This window comes from Streptomyces sp. NPDC029292 (assembly GCF_055569295.1).
Genome location: NZ_JBVHXR010000015.1, coordinates 118,942 through 133,361, shown reverse-complemented (window position 1 = coordinate 133,361; position 14,420 = coordinate 118,942). Strand labels below are relative to the sequence as shown.

The following is a 14,420-nucleotide window of genomic DNA, read 5'->3' as shown; positions in this document are numbered from 1 at the left end:
GAACGGCGCGGCGGGTGGCACTCGGCACGGTGCTGCGGACGGCACCCGGTACGGCGCGGCGGGTGGCGTCCGGCGCGCGGGCCGGGAAGTGTCAGACTGACGGCATGGACGAACGCGTATTCGGCAGGTCAGGTCAGCAGGCTTCGGTCATCGGTCTCGGCACATGGCAGTTGGGCGCCGACTGGGGCGATGTGAGTGGCCGGGACGCCCTGGCCGTGCTGGAGGCGGCGGCCGAGTCGGGGGTGACCTTCTTCGACACGGCCGACGTGTACGGCGACGGACGCAGCGAAGAGACCATCGCCACGTTCCTGCGGAGCAGGCCGGACCTGCATGTACGGGTTGCGACCAAGATGGGCCGCCGCGTCGACCAGCTCCCGGAGAACTACGTCCTCGACAACTTCCGCGCCTGGAACGACCGTTCCCGGCGCAACCTCGGCGTCGACCGCCTCGACCTGGTGCAGCTGCACTGCCCGCCGACGCCGGTCTACTCCTCCGGCGAGGTGTTCGACGCCCTCGACACCTTGGTCGAGGAAGAGCGGATCGCCGCGTACGGAGTGAGCGTCGAAACGTGCGACGAGGCGCTCACGGCGATCGCCCGCCCAAACGTCGCGAGCGTCCAGATCATCCTCAACCCGTTCCGTATGAAGCCCCTGCGGCAGGTGCTCCCGGCGGCCCAGGAGGCGGGCGTCGGCATCATCGCCCGTGTTCCGCTGGCCTCCGGCCTGCTGTCCGGCAAGTACACGAAGGACACGGTCTTCGCGGCGAACGACCACCGGACGTTCAACCGCCACGGAGAGTCCTTCGACCAGGGCGAGACCTTCTCCGGCGTCGACTTCGTGACGGGCGTGGAGGCGGCGGCCGAGTTCTCCGCCCTCGCCCCGGACGGCTGCACCCCGGCTCAGCTGGCCCTTCGCTGGATCGTCCAGCAGCCCGGCGTGACCACGGTGATCCCGGGCGCCCGCTCACCCGAGCAGGCCCGCGCCAACGCGGCGGCCGCGCGGCTTCCCGAGCTGCCGCAAAAGACGCTCGACGCGATCGATGACCTCTACGAGCGGCGGATCAAGGAGCAGGTGGAAGGGCGCTGGTGAGTTCACAGCGCGTCGAGCGCCCGTTCGGCGCGGTCCAGCGCGGCTCGGACCTCGGCGTCTGTCAGGTTCTCGATCACCCACGGCAGGTACTGGATCGGGATCTGCACCGCGGCCCACCGGTAGCCGAGTTCGGCTGAGCGGGTGTCCAAGGGGCTTTTGGTCACGTCTTCCCAGGTCCGGCGGTAGACGGCGAATCCGTCGGAGTCGAGGGAGACCAGGTTGGCCAGGTCGAGCATGGCCGGGCCGACCCGACAACTGCCCCAGTCGATCAGCCAGGCGCGCTGACCGTCGATGAGCACGTTCCCGGGGTGGACGTCACCGTGCAGCAACGTGGGCGTCAGGCCGGTGAGCGTCCGCCGTACGGCGGGATGGACGGCGGCCCGGCTGATCAGTGCTCCGGCTCGGGCGATGGTGCCGGCGGGATGGCGGCCGCCGTGTCGGCCGACCTGGGGGAGGACCCAGTGGTGGCACAACTGCTCCCACCACTCGGGGTCCACGCGCGGTATACCGGCCGGCACGTTCGCCGCGCAGTGGAAGTGGGCGTGCAGTCGGGCCAGTGAAGCGAAGAGGCCAGCGGGGACCGGCGTGTCCCGGTCGGGCAGGGGCGCCCCCGAAACGAAGGCGCTGATGAGCCACGCCCCCTCCTCGTCCTCGCCCCAGGTGATCAACTCCGGGACGGCCGTCGCGGTGGGCCGGATCACCTGAGTCGCTGCCAGCCCGGCCGTCTCGTGCGGGAAGACGCGCTTGCGCACGACCTGGACAACCTGGGCGTCCCGGACGTCATGGAGGCCCCGCGTGTGCTCGCCGCCGTCGGCCAAGTACAACGTGATGCGCTCCACCAGGCCGGAGACCGTGCCACCGGCCAGAGGCCGTACGGTGCACCGCTCGACGCGCGCTCCGCCCGTCGTCTCAGCCACCCACGCCAGCAGTCCGGGAGGCAGGGCGGGAGGCGGCTCGGGAGGCGGCTCGGGAGGCCCGGCAGGCCCGGTCACGGCGCGCGCCGCTTCAGCCGACGCGCCCTCCGCCCACGTCGGCCGGAACCGGCGCCGCACATCCCCATCGTCGCACGGCCGCCTCAGGCCGACGTCAATCGGCCGCCCGCACACCGGGCTTCGACGCTTACCTCGCACCGTCGGAGTGTCCCGGACCGGAGCGTGCGGCGGCATCCGCCTGGGCCATGAGCTGGCGGTCGTGCAGTCGGCTCAGGACAAGCACCGAGACGGTGGCTCCGATCAGCGCGCAGAACATGTCCCACTGGGTGTCCCACACATCGCCCTGGGTGGCCAGGAAGTCGTCCGCGGCGTGTCCGCCGATCACCGCGGCCGCCCACTCGAACATTTCGAAGACCGCGCTGAAGGCGAGACAGGCGCTTACGGTCAGCGGCGCCAGCCAGCGACTGCCGCGCAGCGGTGAGGTCCGGCTCAGCAACTCCCGCACCAGGACGGCGGGCACGAAGCCCTGCATGAGGTGCCCGAAGCGGTCGTAGGGATTGCGGTCGAGCCCGAGCCAGTCCCGCACCCAGTCACCCAACGGCACCTGCGCGTACGTGTAGTGGCCTCCCACGGCGAGCACCAGCGCATGCGCCGCGAGCAGGCAGTACAGCAGATTCGTGAGCGGAAACCGCCGCCGGTACAGGACGGCCAACGGCAGACCGACCAGCACCCACACGGTCTCCAGCAGCCAGGTCGTCCGGTCGTGCGGATGCCAGGCGGAGAGGGCCAGGCCCGCGATCACGACCACGACGAGTGCGGTCGGCAGCGTCCTGCGCGCGACGCGTTCGTCGGACACCGGTCGGTGCGTGAGCGAGGCGAGCAGCGGTCCGGGCATGGGCGGGCTCCTTGGTCCAGGTGGGCCCATCGTGCTGGAGCGCGGGTGGAGGGCATGAGTACGGCTACTCACCTCGCGGCTGTGCGGGCAGGCGCCAGGAGAGATCGTTGAAAGTCGACGAACATGTTCGTGACGTACTTGTTCGTAGCGAACATGTTCGTTACCTTGGAGAGGTGACAGCGCACCCCAGCCCCCACCCCACGCCACGCTCCAGCCGTCGCGAACGACCGGCGAAACCGGCCTTGACCAGGGACGGCATCATCGAGACCGCCGTAGCCCTGATGCGGGCCGAAGGCCTCCAGCGGGTCACCATGCGCCGTCTGGCGCAGGAGCTCGACACCGGTCCGGCCTCGCTCTACGTCTACGTACGCAACACGGCTGAGCTGCACGCGGCCGTGCTCGACGAACTGCTCGGCGCCGTCGACCTGAGCCCCGCCGGGGCGAGCGGCGACTGGCGCGACCGGCTCGTTCGGGTACTGGACTCGTATATGGGCGTGCTGTTCGAGCACCCCGGGCTCGCCCGCTCGGCGCTGGTGGCCCGCCCGTTCGGCGAGCACTATCTGGACCTGGTGGAAGCACTGCTGTCCTTGCTGAGCGACGGTGGCATCCCCGACGAGCGGGCGGCATGGGCGGTCGACCTGCTGCTGCAGTTCGCCACCGCGACCGCCGCCGAACACGCTGCCGGGGACAAGGATCCCGCGGACGCCGAAGGCGAGTGGGCCGCGCTCGCCGCCGCCCTGCGCGGCGTTTCCGGAGAGCGGCACCCGCACCTCGCGGCTCTGGGCTCCGAGCTGCTCTCGGGACCCGGCGAGGCCCGCGTGAACTGGGGCTTCCATGTCCTGATCAACGGCATCCTGCAAACGCCCAGGCCGGACATGCCCGCGTCGGACACGAACGACGCGCCCTGATCGTGATGAACCCTCGTCCGTCCATCACCCCTCGTCCGTCATCACCTTCTCGCCCGTCATCGCCCCGCAAGGAGAGCAAGCCATGTCGACACACCACCCCATAGCCGTGATCGGCGCCGGTCTCGGCGGCCTGACGCTCGCCCGCGTACTGCACCTCAACGGCGTCCAGGCCGCCGTCTTCGACCTCGACGCCTCACCGACCGCCCGTGCCCAGGGCGGCATGCTGGACATGCACGAGGAATCCGGCCAGGCCGCGCTGCGAGCTGCCGGGCTCTACGAGGAGTTCCGCGCCATCATCCACGCCGGTGGTGAGGCGATGCGCATCCTCGACAAGGACGCCACCGTCCTGATGGAGGAAGGCGGCGAGGGCGGCGGGCGGCCCGAGGTCTCGCGGGGCGCCCTGCGTGACATCCTGCTCGGCTCCCTGCCCGAGGGCACCATCCGCTGGGGCGCCAAAGTCATCGGCACCCGGAGGCTCGACGGCGGCGGCCACGAGGTGACGCTCGCGAACGGGGAGACGTTCACCACCGACGTACTGATCGGCGCCGACGGTGCCTGGTCGAAGGTGCGCCCGCTGGTTTCGGACGCCACTCCGGAGTACCTGGGCATCTCCTTCGTCGATGTGCACCTCCTCGACGCCGACACCCGGCACCCGGAAAGCGCCGCGGTCGTCGGCGGCGGCATGCTGTTCGCGCTCGCCGAGGAGAAGGGCTTCCTCGCCCACCGCGATCCTGACGGTTCGCTGCGCGTCTACATCGCCCTCAAGGCGGCCGCCGACTGGGTCACCTCCGGTGCCGTCGACTTCGCCGACACCGAAGCGGCCAAGGAGAGTCTCCTGGAGTACTTCGACGGCTGGGACAAGCGCCTGCGGTCGCTCATCGCCGACGCGGACGGCGCGCTGGTCCCCCGGCAGATCCACGGTCTGCCCATCGGCCACCGCTGGGAGCGCACCCCGGGCGTCACCCTGCTCGGCGATGCCGCCCACCTGATGTCACCATTCGCCGGTGAGGGCGCCAACCTCGCCATGCTCGACGCCGCCGAGCTCGCGACCGCCCTCGCCGCCCACCCCGACGACACCGAGAAGGCGCTGTCCGAGTACGAACAGGCACTCTTCCCGCGTGCCGAGGCCGCGGCGGCCGGGTCCGCGGAGAACCTCGTGGTCTGCTTCCGCCCGGGCGCCGCCCAGGGTCTGGTCGACCTGATGGCGGGTTACCGCGCCGAGGCCGGCTGACGTACGGGGGAGGCGAAGGAAGAGCCTCAACGGGCGCTCACCGGAGGCGACTTGGGCCTCCCGCCCTCCCGCACCTTTACCACCTCGCACCTTCACCACCCCGACACCCTTCGGGCGAACGGACCGGACCGCTCCCGCGAGGCCACCGGGCGTCGCTCACTCCCGCGGAGCCGCCCCGCGAAGAGCCGCGATGCAGGAGCCGATCGCCTGCTGGAGATCCTCCAGACGCTGCACCATGTCGTCCTCGTAGATGTCGTCGGCGTCGTCGAGGGTCAGCTCCTCGAACACCTTCGTGGCCTTCTGCAGGCTGCTGTAGAACTTCGTCCGACGTTCCTGGACGCGCAGTTCGGGGTCGGCCTCGACGGTCTCGACGACGAGGCTCTTCATCGTGTCGTACGCCTCGGTCGCCCACTCGCCCGAGTCCTCGCCCTCGTCCAGCTCGTCGAGGAGGGACAGGTGCCGCTCGGCCTCGGAGCGGAGCTCGGCCGGTGCGTCCAGTGTCTGCCCCGCCGGGGTCTTGATCTGTCCCTTCTCCGCGATCTGACGCACGTAGCCAATGCGGTCGGCCGCCCTGGTCTCGGTGGCCACCGCCTTCTTCAGCTCGTCGGTACGGGCGATGTCGCGGGCCAACTCGGCCTGCAGAGCGGGGTCTTCCTTCAGCCGGTCGAGGAGTGCGTGGCGTGCGGCCTGGGCCGTCGAGGGGTCGGCGAGGATCGCCGCCCGCAGCGCGGTGGGGTTCTCGGCGACCTCCAGGGCCTTGGTGGGGCGGATGCCCTCAGCCTCGGCGGCCTCGGCGATGGCGGTGCCGCGCTCCGAGGTGGCACTGGAGCGGGAGACGTAGTACGTCAGCCACACCTCGGCGTCCGGAAGCTCGATGTCCGCGCCGGGGACCAGGACTTCGAAGTGCGGGACGAGACCGTCGTCGGCGGCCTTGTCCCACGCCTTGTAGTAGCGCATGACGCGCTCGGGCGAGCAGCCTGCCAGCTCGGCGAACTCCTTCGCGGAGACCTTCGGCGTCTCGTCGGCCGACTGCCCACCGGGACGCACACTGCGCGCCACCTTCAGGGCGAAGGCCCAGCCGCCGGTCCGCGCATAGGCCCCGAAGTCACGCGCGTCCCGCGTGACGGGGTCCGGCGCGGCGACGCGCGCGGCGGATTCTTCGGACGGGGCGATGGCTGCGGTCACCGGGAACTCTCCTGGGCAGGTGCGGCGTTCATAATCACGGAGGATGAAGCATTGGCCGTAGGTTTGGCCGAAATCAATCAGACACACGAGTGAAGCGGAACCAAGCGGACACTCAAGTAAAACCGAAACGAGCAAGCCAGAAACGACGCGATGTGATGCTCTTCACCCCGATGTGGCGGAAAGTGATGAATTCCTTACGGTCGTGACACGTACGGGTGGGCGTAGAACATCGTGAGACCGCGGGAGGATCATTCGTGCGACCGTTCACCCTCAACTACGCCCTGCCCACAGGGCAGTCGGCCGCAATACCCCCGTACCACTTCGATGTGTCCCTGCAACTGAACGTGCTGCCCGACGGCCGCCCGGCCGTCAGCGATCGAGCGCTCCTGATGGCCACCGGAACCACGACGTCCACCGCCGGCTCGCAGACGCACTTCGACGACTGACGGCCGCCCGCGCGCATGACGGTACTCATTCTCACGGCCGAACAGGACGTCACCGCCGACATGGTGGTGGCCAAGCTGCACGAACGGGGCGTGCCCATGGTGCGCCTCGACCCCGCCGACCTGCCGGGCAAGGCGGTGCTGTCCGCGGACTACGCGCACGGCGACTTCGACGGCTATCTGTCGGTCAACGGTCATGTGCTCAGCATGGGAGGACTGCGGTCCGTGTGGGTGCGCCGGCCGGGCGAGCCGGCGGCCCACGCGGCCGAGCCCTCGCCCTGGCTGACCGCCGAGACCCGGCAGGCCCTGTTCGGCATGCTCTACTCCGCCTCGACCCGATGGATGAACCACCCGCGCCGCGCCGAACAGGCCCGGCACAAGCCCTGGCAGTTACGGGTCGCCCACAGCAGCGGCTTCGCGGTGCCGCCGACCATCATCACCACCGCCCCGCGCGTGGCTCAGCAGTTCGTCGAGGAGTACCGGCAGGTCGTGGTGAAGTCCGCCTCGGGGCCTCCGCCCGGCGAGCCGCCGGTGGCCCTGCCGACCACGCTGATCGGACCCGACGCGGACTTCTCCGGTGTCTCGGCCGGCCCCGCGCTGCTCCAGCAGTACATTCCCAAGCGTGCCGACATCCGGCTGACCTGCATCGGCACCCGGCTGTTCGCCGCCCGGAAGGCGGCTGTGCCCGGACAGGTCGACGGCCGGTTCGGCGACACCGGTCAAGCCTGGGAGACCACCGCGGTGCCCGACCGCATCGCCCGCTCGGTCCACGAGTACCTGGCCTTCACCGGACTCGCGTACGCCGCCTTCGACTTCGCCGAGGACCGGGAGGGCGTCTGGTGGTTCCTCGAGGGCAACCAGGGAGGCCAGTTCGGCTTCGTCGAGCTGGAGACCGGACAGCCGATCGCCGAGGAGGTCGCCCTGTGGCTGTCGCAGCGAAGACCCGACGTCCGGACACCCGAGAGCCGACGGTGACACCCGGCGCCGCGGCGTACCCGTTGGCGTGAATGGCGCTGTTGCTCACGGGCTTTGAGATGCGTAAGCGTGCTCTGTCATGGAACGTGACTGGAGCAGCGCCGCTTTCCCTCTCTCCCGCCGTCAACTGCTCGCCGCGGCAGGGGTCGCAGGGGCCGCCACCATCGGCGCGACGGCGGCGCCGCCCGCACCGTACGCGTCCCACTGGACCGGCGCACACCCCTCCCCGCGGACACCGTGGTGCACGCCGGGCGGCTGCGGGACGGCACGGGCGCGGCGACGAGTGAGGACTGGCTCGAAGTCGGGCGGCTCATGCGGCGGGACGGCTGCTGCGACTCCGGATCACTGTGACGTGCCCGCAGTTCCCTGGAAGGACTTGAGGAACACGTCCAGGGCCCGCCGGTTGCCGGCGGTGTTCCAGTCGTTGGCCGGGGTGGTGTATCTGAGGGAGAAACCCTTGTGGCCGCCGATGAGGAAGCCCCGCCCGAACGTACGCTGACGGACCCCGCCCGACACGGAGAACCACTCCATGTCGGCGCCCTCACGGCCGCGATAGGACACGGCGCGGATGTCACCCACACGCTCGTATCCGGAGTCGCTCCGCAAGGACGCGTCCACCGCGCGCCAGACCTCGACGGGGTCCGAACCGAGCTGCGTGCTGTAGGTGACGGCCAGGGTGCGCAGGTCACCGCTCGCGCCGAAGGTGACGCGGTAGGACAGGTCGGCGGAAGCCTTGGTGCGGAGGGGCTCCCAGTCCTGGGGGAGGTCGACGGAGAAGCCCTGGGGCGCGTTGTAGTGGTAGAAGCCGGACGGCGGATCCTCTCCGAGGGTGGAGGACGGGGAAGGAGAGGCCGAGGCGGAAGGTGTCCGCTGCGGGGGAGCACTGCGGTCGATGGGGGAGGCGGACGGGCCGCCGGAAGACGAAGCAGCCCGCGAAGGCACGGGGCCGGACGCGGAAGTGCCGCGGTCGGACAGCCCGCCCGCCGCGGTGAGCGCCGCGAAGCAGACGAGGGTGACGGCCAGCGCCCCGCCGACCACAACCGGTCGGCCGACAGGCCGCCTGCCCCGGGGCCGCCCCGCGCGCGGGCGGCCGAAGTCCGCGTCCAGGAAGAGCGGCAGGGGCTCCGTGGGCGTCGCGTCCTCGCCTTCCGCCCTGAGGATGCGCGTGAGTGCTTCCCGTACGACCGACTCGGGCACCCGCTCCACGGAATCCCGGCGCAGGAGTCCTTGAACGGCCGGACCGAGCGGACCCGCGCTCAGCGGGGCTCGGATGGGAAGCCGCTCCACGGCACGGAACGTGGCGTCGAGCCGTCCCCGGTCCCGGATGGCCGGACGGCCCTCGACCAGCTCGTACATGAGCGCGCCGAGCGCCCACAGATCCGTGGCCGGTCCGCCGCCCTCGCCACGGGCCTGCTCGGGGGAGGCGTACGACGGGGCCGTGATCCGTGGGGACGCGGCAGCTCCCATCAGACCGAATCCGCCCACCGTGACTCCGCCCCGCTCCTGTACCCACACCTGCCCGGGGCTGAGGTCGCCGTGTGTGATCCCTTCGCCGTGAGCGGCTCCCAGGACGTCGAGAATGCCGAGCCCGATGCGGGCCGCCCGGACGTAGTTCACGGGGCCGTGCCCGAGGAGCGCACTCAGGGGAACGCCCTCGGCCCGTTCGGTGACCGTCCACAGGAAGTCACCGTCCTCGACGACGTCGACGACGGTGGCCACCCGACCTGGGCAGACCAGCCCCAGGGTCTCCGACTCACGCGTGATCCGGACGGCGGTGCGGAGCGCCGGCTCCTCGCGCAGATGGTCCGGCAGCCGTGACCGGGTCAGGGTGACGGGTCGCTTGAACTCGATGTCCTGACCGTGCCAGCCGTCGCGCCCCTCTTCGCGGTGGACCACCTCCAGGAGCCGGTATCTTCCGGCGACCAACTCATCCGTGGAGACTTGCACCTTGACCATGGTCATCCCTCGCTGCGCACCGGGCACTCACCTTTCCCGGTTGTACGGCGGGCGTGACGTTGAGTGTTCAAACGCGGACGATTCCCAGGGCCTGCTTTTCCCGAATTTCTTTCGTGTCGGGCGCACGTGCGAAGAAATCAGGCCGGTCAGCCGGAAAGTCCCCGGCGGTTCACCACCCGGTGTCCTTGCCGATGTACGAATCGGCGAAGGTGGCCGCCGCCGCGGGCGAGCCCAGGATCCGCCGCAGCCGGGCGACCGCGGACCCGGCCCGGAAGGGGTCGCCCGACGACGGCCCGTGCAGCAACTCCGCGAACCACTGCGAGAATTCCTGGTACTCCCAGACGCGCCGCAGACAGGCCGCCGAATAGTCGCGCAGCCCGTCGCCCTCGCCCGTCCCGAAGTACGCCACGAGCCCGTCCGCCAGCAGCAGCGCGTCGTGCAGCGCGAGGTTCATGCCCTTCGCGGCGATCGGCGCCACGAGGTGGGCCGAGTCGCCCGCCAGGAACAGCCGCCCGTACGTCATCGGCTCCACGACATGGCTGTGCATGTCGAGCACCCGCTTCTCGATCAGCCGTCCCTCGGTGAGCGGTGGCGCCCCCGTCGCCGACAGCCGGGTGTGGAGCTCCGACCACACCCGGTCGTGCGGCCAGTTCTCCGGGTCTTCGCCGGGCCGGACCTCCAGGTAGTAGCGGGTGATCTCGGGGCTGCGGGCCATGTGGGCGCCCAAACCGCGCGGGTGGACACCGAAGACGACGCAGTCGGAGGACGGCGGCGCCTCGGCGAGCAGCGCCAGCCAGCCGACTCCGTAGTCGTACCGGGCGACGGTGCCCCGATCCGGTGACACATGGGTGCGGGTCACGCCGCGCGCACCGTCGCAGCCCGCGATGATCTCGCAGTCGATGCGCCGGCGCTCGCCCGTCGCCGGGTCCGTGTACAACACCGAGGGCCGGTCGGAGTCGATGCCGCTCAGCGCCACATCCGTGACGCCGAAACGGATGTCGCCGCCCCGCACGTCCGCGTACTCGCGCACCAGATCGGTCACCAACAGCGGCTGCGGATAGACGAAGTGACGATCGCCGGTCAGCGCGGCGTACTCGAACCGGTGACGCTCGCCGCCGATCCGGAACTCGCACTCGCTGTGCGACTGCGCCCGCTCCACGAGCCGGTCGGCCAGCCCCCGCTGCCGCAGCGCGCGCACCGCCCACTCCTCGATGAACCCCGCCCGGGGCCGCTGTTCGATGAACTCGCGACTCTCGGTCTCCAGGACCACGCAGTCGACGGACGCGGCGCGCAGGATGTTGCCGATGGTGAGACCCGCCGGCCCGGCGCCGACGATGACGACCGGGACGCGCTGCACAGGGGTGGGGGTGGGGGAGGGGGTGACCATCTGATCATTATGGCGGTGACCCGTCAATGGTCGACATCCGCCTGTGGTGTGCGCGCAGTTCGGGCCGCGGCGTCTACGGGGCTGCGCAGCACGGCTGTTGGGCTTCGGGGGTGCGCGCATCAGCAGGTAGCTCGTGGACAGGCGAGAGCCGCACGGGAAGGATGGCGCATGCACACAGTGTCCGCCCGCCCCGTCACCGCCACTGCCCCCCGAGCCGCCCGGAGGCCGTCCGCATGAGCGTCCGTCCACTGCCCGTCAGCACGCCCGCCGAACAGGGCGTCGACGCCTCAGGCATACACGCGTTCCTCGACGCCGTCGAGGCCGCGCCGGACATCGAACCGCACAGCCTGATGATCCTGCGCCACGGTCACGTCGTGGCCTCCGGCTGGTGGGCGCCGTACGCACCCGAGCGCCTCCACCTGCTCTACTCGCTGAGCAAGAGCTTCACGTCCACGGCCGCCGGGCTCGCCGCCGCCGAGGGGCTACTGCGCCTCGACGACCCGGTGATCTCGTACTTCCCCGAGTTCGAGGCCGACATCACCGACCCGCGCAGCCGGGCCATGCTCGTACGGCATGTCGCGTCCATGGCCAGCGGTCACCTCGCCGAGACCTACGCCGAGGCGTCCCGGCTCGACCGGAAGGAGACCGTACGCGGCTTCCTGCTGATCCCGCCGGACCGCGACCCCGGCACCGTGTTCGCGTACAACCAGCCCGCCACCTACACGCTCGCCTCGATCGTCCAGCGCGTGACCGGCCAGACGATGACCGAGTATCTGCGGCCCCGGCTGCTCGATCCCCTGGGCATCGGGGAGGTCGCCTGGCTGCAGCGCCCGGCCGGCCGCGACCTCGGCTTCAGCGGTCTGCACGCCGCGACCGACGCGATAGCCCGGCTCGGCCAGCTGTACCTGCAGGACGGTGTGTGGGAGGGGCGGCGGCTGCTCCCGTCGTCGTGGATCGCGGAGGCCACGCGTGCCCACATCTCCAACGCCGACGGTACGGCCGAGGGGGCGCGGTCGGACTGGCAGCAGGGGTACGGGTTCCAGTTCTGGATGTCCCGGCACGGGTATCGCGGCGACGGGGCGTACGGGCAGTTCTGTCTCGTACTGCCGGAGCACGACGCGGTGATCGCGGTGACCGCGGCGACCGAGCAGATGCAGGACTTCCTGAACCTGGTGTGGCAGCACCTGTTGCCCGCGTTCGGGACCGCCCCGCTGCCCGGCGGGGAGGACGACGGGCTGCGGCGACGTCTCGCGCGGCTCGCGCTGCCACCGGTCGAGGCGGACTCCGAGCCACCGGCGCGGGGCGCGGGCTGGGCGGGCGCCGAGTTCCTCCCGGAGGGCGGCGTCTGCGCGGATCAGCGGTCCTTGACGGGAGTCGTGGTCGCGGCCGGGGCACAGGGCTGGACCGTGTCGCTCCGCGAGAGCGACGGGCCAGTCGACGTGCGGCTCGGCGCATCTGGTTGGACCGTCGACTCGGGCTCGCTCCCCACGGCGGTGAGCGGAGGGTGGACCGACCAGGACACGCTGCGCGTCGACGTGCTGTTTCTGGAGACCCCGCACCGCCTGACGGTGACCTGCTCGCTCCCGGACCGCACCTTCACGGCGCGATGGCACACGACCCCGCTGCACGGCGGTCCACTGCGCTCGCTCCAGGCTCCGCGCCGCGACCGGAGCCAGCCGTCTTCGCAGCCTGCCCGTTCCGCTGTCTGAGGCGCAAGCGCCTGCCTGAGGCTTAATTGTCCGAGACGCCAATCGCCTCTGTGAGGCTCAATCACCGCCGCCGTGAGGGGCGCCGGTCTCCGTCGCGGCGGGCACGCGCGCCGCGACGGGGATGAGCAGCGCCGTGATGTTGTCGGGCCCGCCCGCTCGCAGCGCGTAGGCGACCAGGGACCGCGCGTCCTCCAGAAGTCCGCCGGCGGCCGGGGCCGCGGGTCGGCGAGGGGCGAGCGCGCCCCGCAGTGCCTCGGCATCGGCCAGATGGCGCCACAGCCCGTCGGTGCACAGCAACAACCGGCCCGGCACCGCGGGCCGGAAGCTGCGCAGCCGCGGCGCCGGCGCGCCCGCGTCCGCTCCGAGCCATGCGGCGAGGACGCCGAGCTCGCCCGTGTCGTCCTCGCTCAGCGCCATCCCGGGCCCTTCGTCCGGCAGCCAGTAGGCGCGACTGTCGCCGATCCCGGCGCTCCAGAGGCCCTCCGGGCCGGCGATGCCCGCGACGTAGGTGCAGGCCGGTGCGGCGTCAAGCGACGCCGCCAGGGCGCCGACCGCGCGAGCGGCCCGGACTACGGCGTCCGTGAGCGCTACCTCCGGCAGGGCGTCCCCCCGGAGCCGTGCCACCAGCGTGGCCACCCCGACCTCGGCCGCGACCTGCGCGGCCCGCTCCGCCCGGGGCGACATGGACACGCCGTCGCAGACGACACCGACCGTCCAGGCGCCGGTCACGGCCACCGCCATGGCGTCCGCATTGACTCCGCGCCGCCTGCCGCGGTCGCTCACCCCCGCCGCACCGTCCTCCGCCGTGATCTCCACATGCGCGCGAAAGCCCGGCTGAGCCTCACCGCAGTGCCAGCAGTAGCCATCGGGGGCGACCGTTCCGCCACACACCACACAGTCAGCGATTTCGGCCATGAACACATGATCCCGTCTGGCACGAGCACCCGACCCTGAGCGTCGGTGGCGGCAACTGCCCGCTTCGGTCCGACTCCGGTGCGGGAGGCCCTGAACGATCCGACAGAAAACGCCAGACCGCGCCACCCCTTCCGCCGCATAGAAATATCTACCAACATGCATATGCCGAGGGCCTGATGTGCAGCCGCAGGCCCGCAGTCGGCTGAGTCTTCCTCCGCGCCTGACCAGAGGAGCGGAATATCCCCGGAGTGGGCCATGACGAACGCGATGTGGATGCAAGGGGTGGAGTGGCTCGCCGCGGCCGCTACAGACCCCCGGGCATGCAAACGGGAGTGGGATCAGGGGAGCGGGAGTGTGCTCCTGGAGGCAGGGAGGTTCTGGGACGTGCTGAGCGTTCCCGAACACCTGGGCCTGCTCGCCCTGGACATCCTGTGGTGCGACCCGATTCAGGTACCGGGTCCCACGCTGGTGGACTGCGCGGCCCGCCGCGTGGCCTTCTTCCTGCCGCACGATCCGGCCAGCCGCTGGGTGGGGTCCGGGCTGCGCCACCTCGGCAAGGGCTCGTGGATCGCCGTACCGCCGCCGTACCGCTCCGCGGGATCCCTGGAATGGATAATCCCTCCCGACGGCACGGGTGCCCTGCACCCGGCCCTCACCCTGGAGCTGGCGCTGCGGCAGGCCAACGGGACGCTCGCCGTGCTGGCACCCCTCCACGAGGAGTAGCGTCGCGACTCGGAGCACGGGGTGTCACCTGTCACCGTGCCTGCGCCGAGGGGATCACCAGCGGTGCAGTCAC

The 14,420-nt window shown here is 71.1% G+C and carries 13 protein-coding genes; 7 read left to right on the top strand and 6 right to left on the bottom strand.

The window, feature by feature from the left end:
• Positions 1–104 precede the first annotated feature (104 nt).
• Entirely contained in the window at positions 105–1,088 is a 984-nt protein-coding gene (locus tag ACZ4WS_RS29775; protein WP_467985238.1) for an aldo/keto reductase, read from the top strand.
• A 2-nt stretch (positions 1,089–1,090) separates the two neighbouring features.
• Here ACZ4WS_RS29775 and ACZ4WS_RS29770 read toward each other — a convergent pair whose 3' ends face one another.
• Together ACZ4WS_RS29770 and ACZ4WS_RS29765 are read right to left on the bottom strand one after the other, a co-directional pair.
• The gene (locus ACZ4WS_RS29770; protein ID WP_467985235.1) at positions 1,091–2,005 is read right to left on the bottom strand and encodes a phosphotransferase; all 915 of its coding nucleotides are present in this window, start codon (positions 2,003–2,005) and stop codon (positions 1,091–1,093) included.
• A gap of 202 nt (positions 2,006–2,207) precedes the next feature.
• The gene (locus ACZ4WS_RS29765; protein ID WP_467985233.1) at positions 2,208–2,915 is read right to left on the bottom strand and encodes a DUF2238 domain-containing protein; all 708 of its coding nucleotides are present in this window, start codon (positions 2,913–2,915) and stop codon (positions 2,208–2,210) included.
• A gap of 242 nt (positions 2,916–3,157) precedes the next feature.
• Here ACZ4WS_RS29765 and ACZ4WS_RS29760 point away from each other — a divergent pair, with 242 nt between their 5' ends.
• Positions 3,158–3,823, top strand: a complete 666-nt coding sequence (locus ACZ4WS_RS29760; RefSeq protein ID WP_467985231.1) for a TetR/AcrR family transcriptional regulator — start codon at positions 3,158–3,160, stop codon at positions 3,821–3,823.
• 82 nt (positions 3,824–3,905) lie between these two features.
• Positions 3,906–5,054 (top strand): FAD-dependent oxidoreductase, encoded by a 1,149-nt coding sequence (locus tag ACZ4WS_RS29755; protein WP_467985229.1) that lies wholly within the window; start codon positions 3,906–3,908, stop codon positions 5,052–5,054.
• A 156-nt stretch (positions 5,055–5,210) separates the two neighbouring features.
• Here ACZ4WS_RS29755 and ACZ4WS_RS29750 read toward each other — a convergent pair whose 3' ends face one another.
• On the bottom strand, positions 5,211–6,239 hold the full coding sequence (locus tag ACZ4WS_RS29750; RefSeq protein WP_467985227.1) for a hypothetical protein: 1,029 nt from the start codon (positions 6,237–6,239) through the stop codon (positions 5,211–5,213).
• A gap of 254 nt (positions 6,240–6,493) precedes the next feature.
• Here ACZ4WS_RS29750 and tgmA point away from each other — a divergent pair, with 254 nt between their 5' ends.
• Both tgmA and tgmB read left to right on the top strand, forming a co-directional pair.
• The gene (tgmA, locus tag ACZ4WS_RS29745; RefSeq protein WP_467985225.1) at positions 6,494–6,685 is read left to right on the top strand and encodes a putative ATP-grasp-modified RiPP; all 192 of its coding nucleotides are present in this window, start codon (positions 6,494–6,496) and stop codon (positions 6,683–6,685) included.
• 15 nt (positions 6,686–6,700) lie between these two features.
• Positions 6,701–7,657, top strand: a complete 957-nt coding sequence (gene tgmB / locus ACZ4WS_RS29740) for an ATP-grasp ribosomal peptide maturase (protein WP_467985224.1) — start codon at positions 6,701–6,703, stop codon at positions 7,655–7,657.
• Between the two features lie 342 nt (positions 7,658–7,999).
• Here tgmB and ACZ4WS_RS29735 read toward each other — a convergent pair whose 3' ends face one another.
• Both ACZ4WS_RS29735 and ACZ4WS_RS29730 read right to left on the bottom strand, forming a co-directional pair.
• Positions 8,000–9,613 carry a serine/threonine-protein kinase gene (locus tag ACZ4WS_RS29735; protein ID WP_467985222.1) on the bottom strand — a complete coding sequence of 538 codons (1,614 nt, stop codon included), beginning with the start codon at positions 9,611–9,613 and terminating at the stop codon, positions 8,000–8,002.
• A gap of 169 nt (positions 9,614–9,782) precedes the next feature.
• Positions 9,783–11,000 carry a 4-hydroxybenzoate 3-monooxygenase gene (locus tag ACZ4WS_RS29730; protein WP_467985220.1) on the bottom strand — a complete coding sequence of 406 codons (1,218 nt, stop codon included), beginning with the start codon at positions 10,998–11,000 and terminating at the stop codon, positions 9,783–9,785.
• A 233-nt stretch (positions 11,001–11,233) separates the two neighbouring features.
• Between ACZ4WS_RS29730 and ACZ4WS_RS29725 the strand changes: the two genes are divergently transcribed.
• Positions 11,234–12,709 (top strand): serine hydrolase domain-containing protein, encoded by a 1,476-nt coding sequence (locus ACZ4WS_RS29725; RefSeq protein WP_467985218.1) that lies wholly within the window; start codon positions 11,234–11,236, stop codon positions 12,707–12,709.
• Between the two features lie 57 nt (positions 12,710–12,766).
• Here ACZ4WS_RS29725 and ACZ4WS_RS29720 read toward each other — a convergent pair whose 3' ends face one another.
• A complete protein-coding gene (locus ACZ4WS_RS29720; RefSeq protein WP_467985216.1) occupies positions 12,767–13,624 on the bottom strand; it encodes a PP2C family protein-serine/threonine phosphatase in 858 nt (285 codons plus the stop codon).
• 255 nt (positions 13,625–13,879) lie between these two features.
• On the opposite strand from ACZ4WS_RS29720, the gene ACZ4WS_RS29715 reads away from it, so the two are divergent.
• A complete protein-coding gene (locus ACZ4WS_RS29715; protein WP_467985214.1) occupies positions 13,880–14,347 on the top strand; it encodes a hypothetical protein in 468 nt (155 codons plus the stop codon).
• The last annotated feature ends 73 nt before the right edge of the window (positions 14,348–14,420 follow it).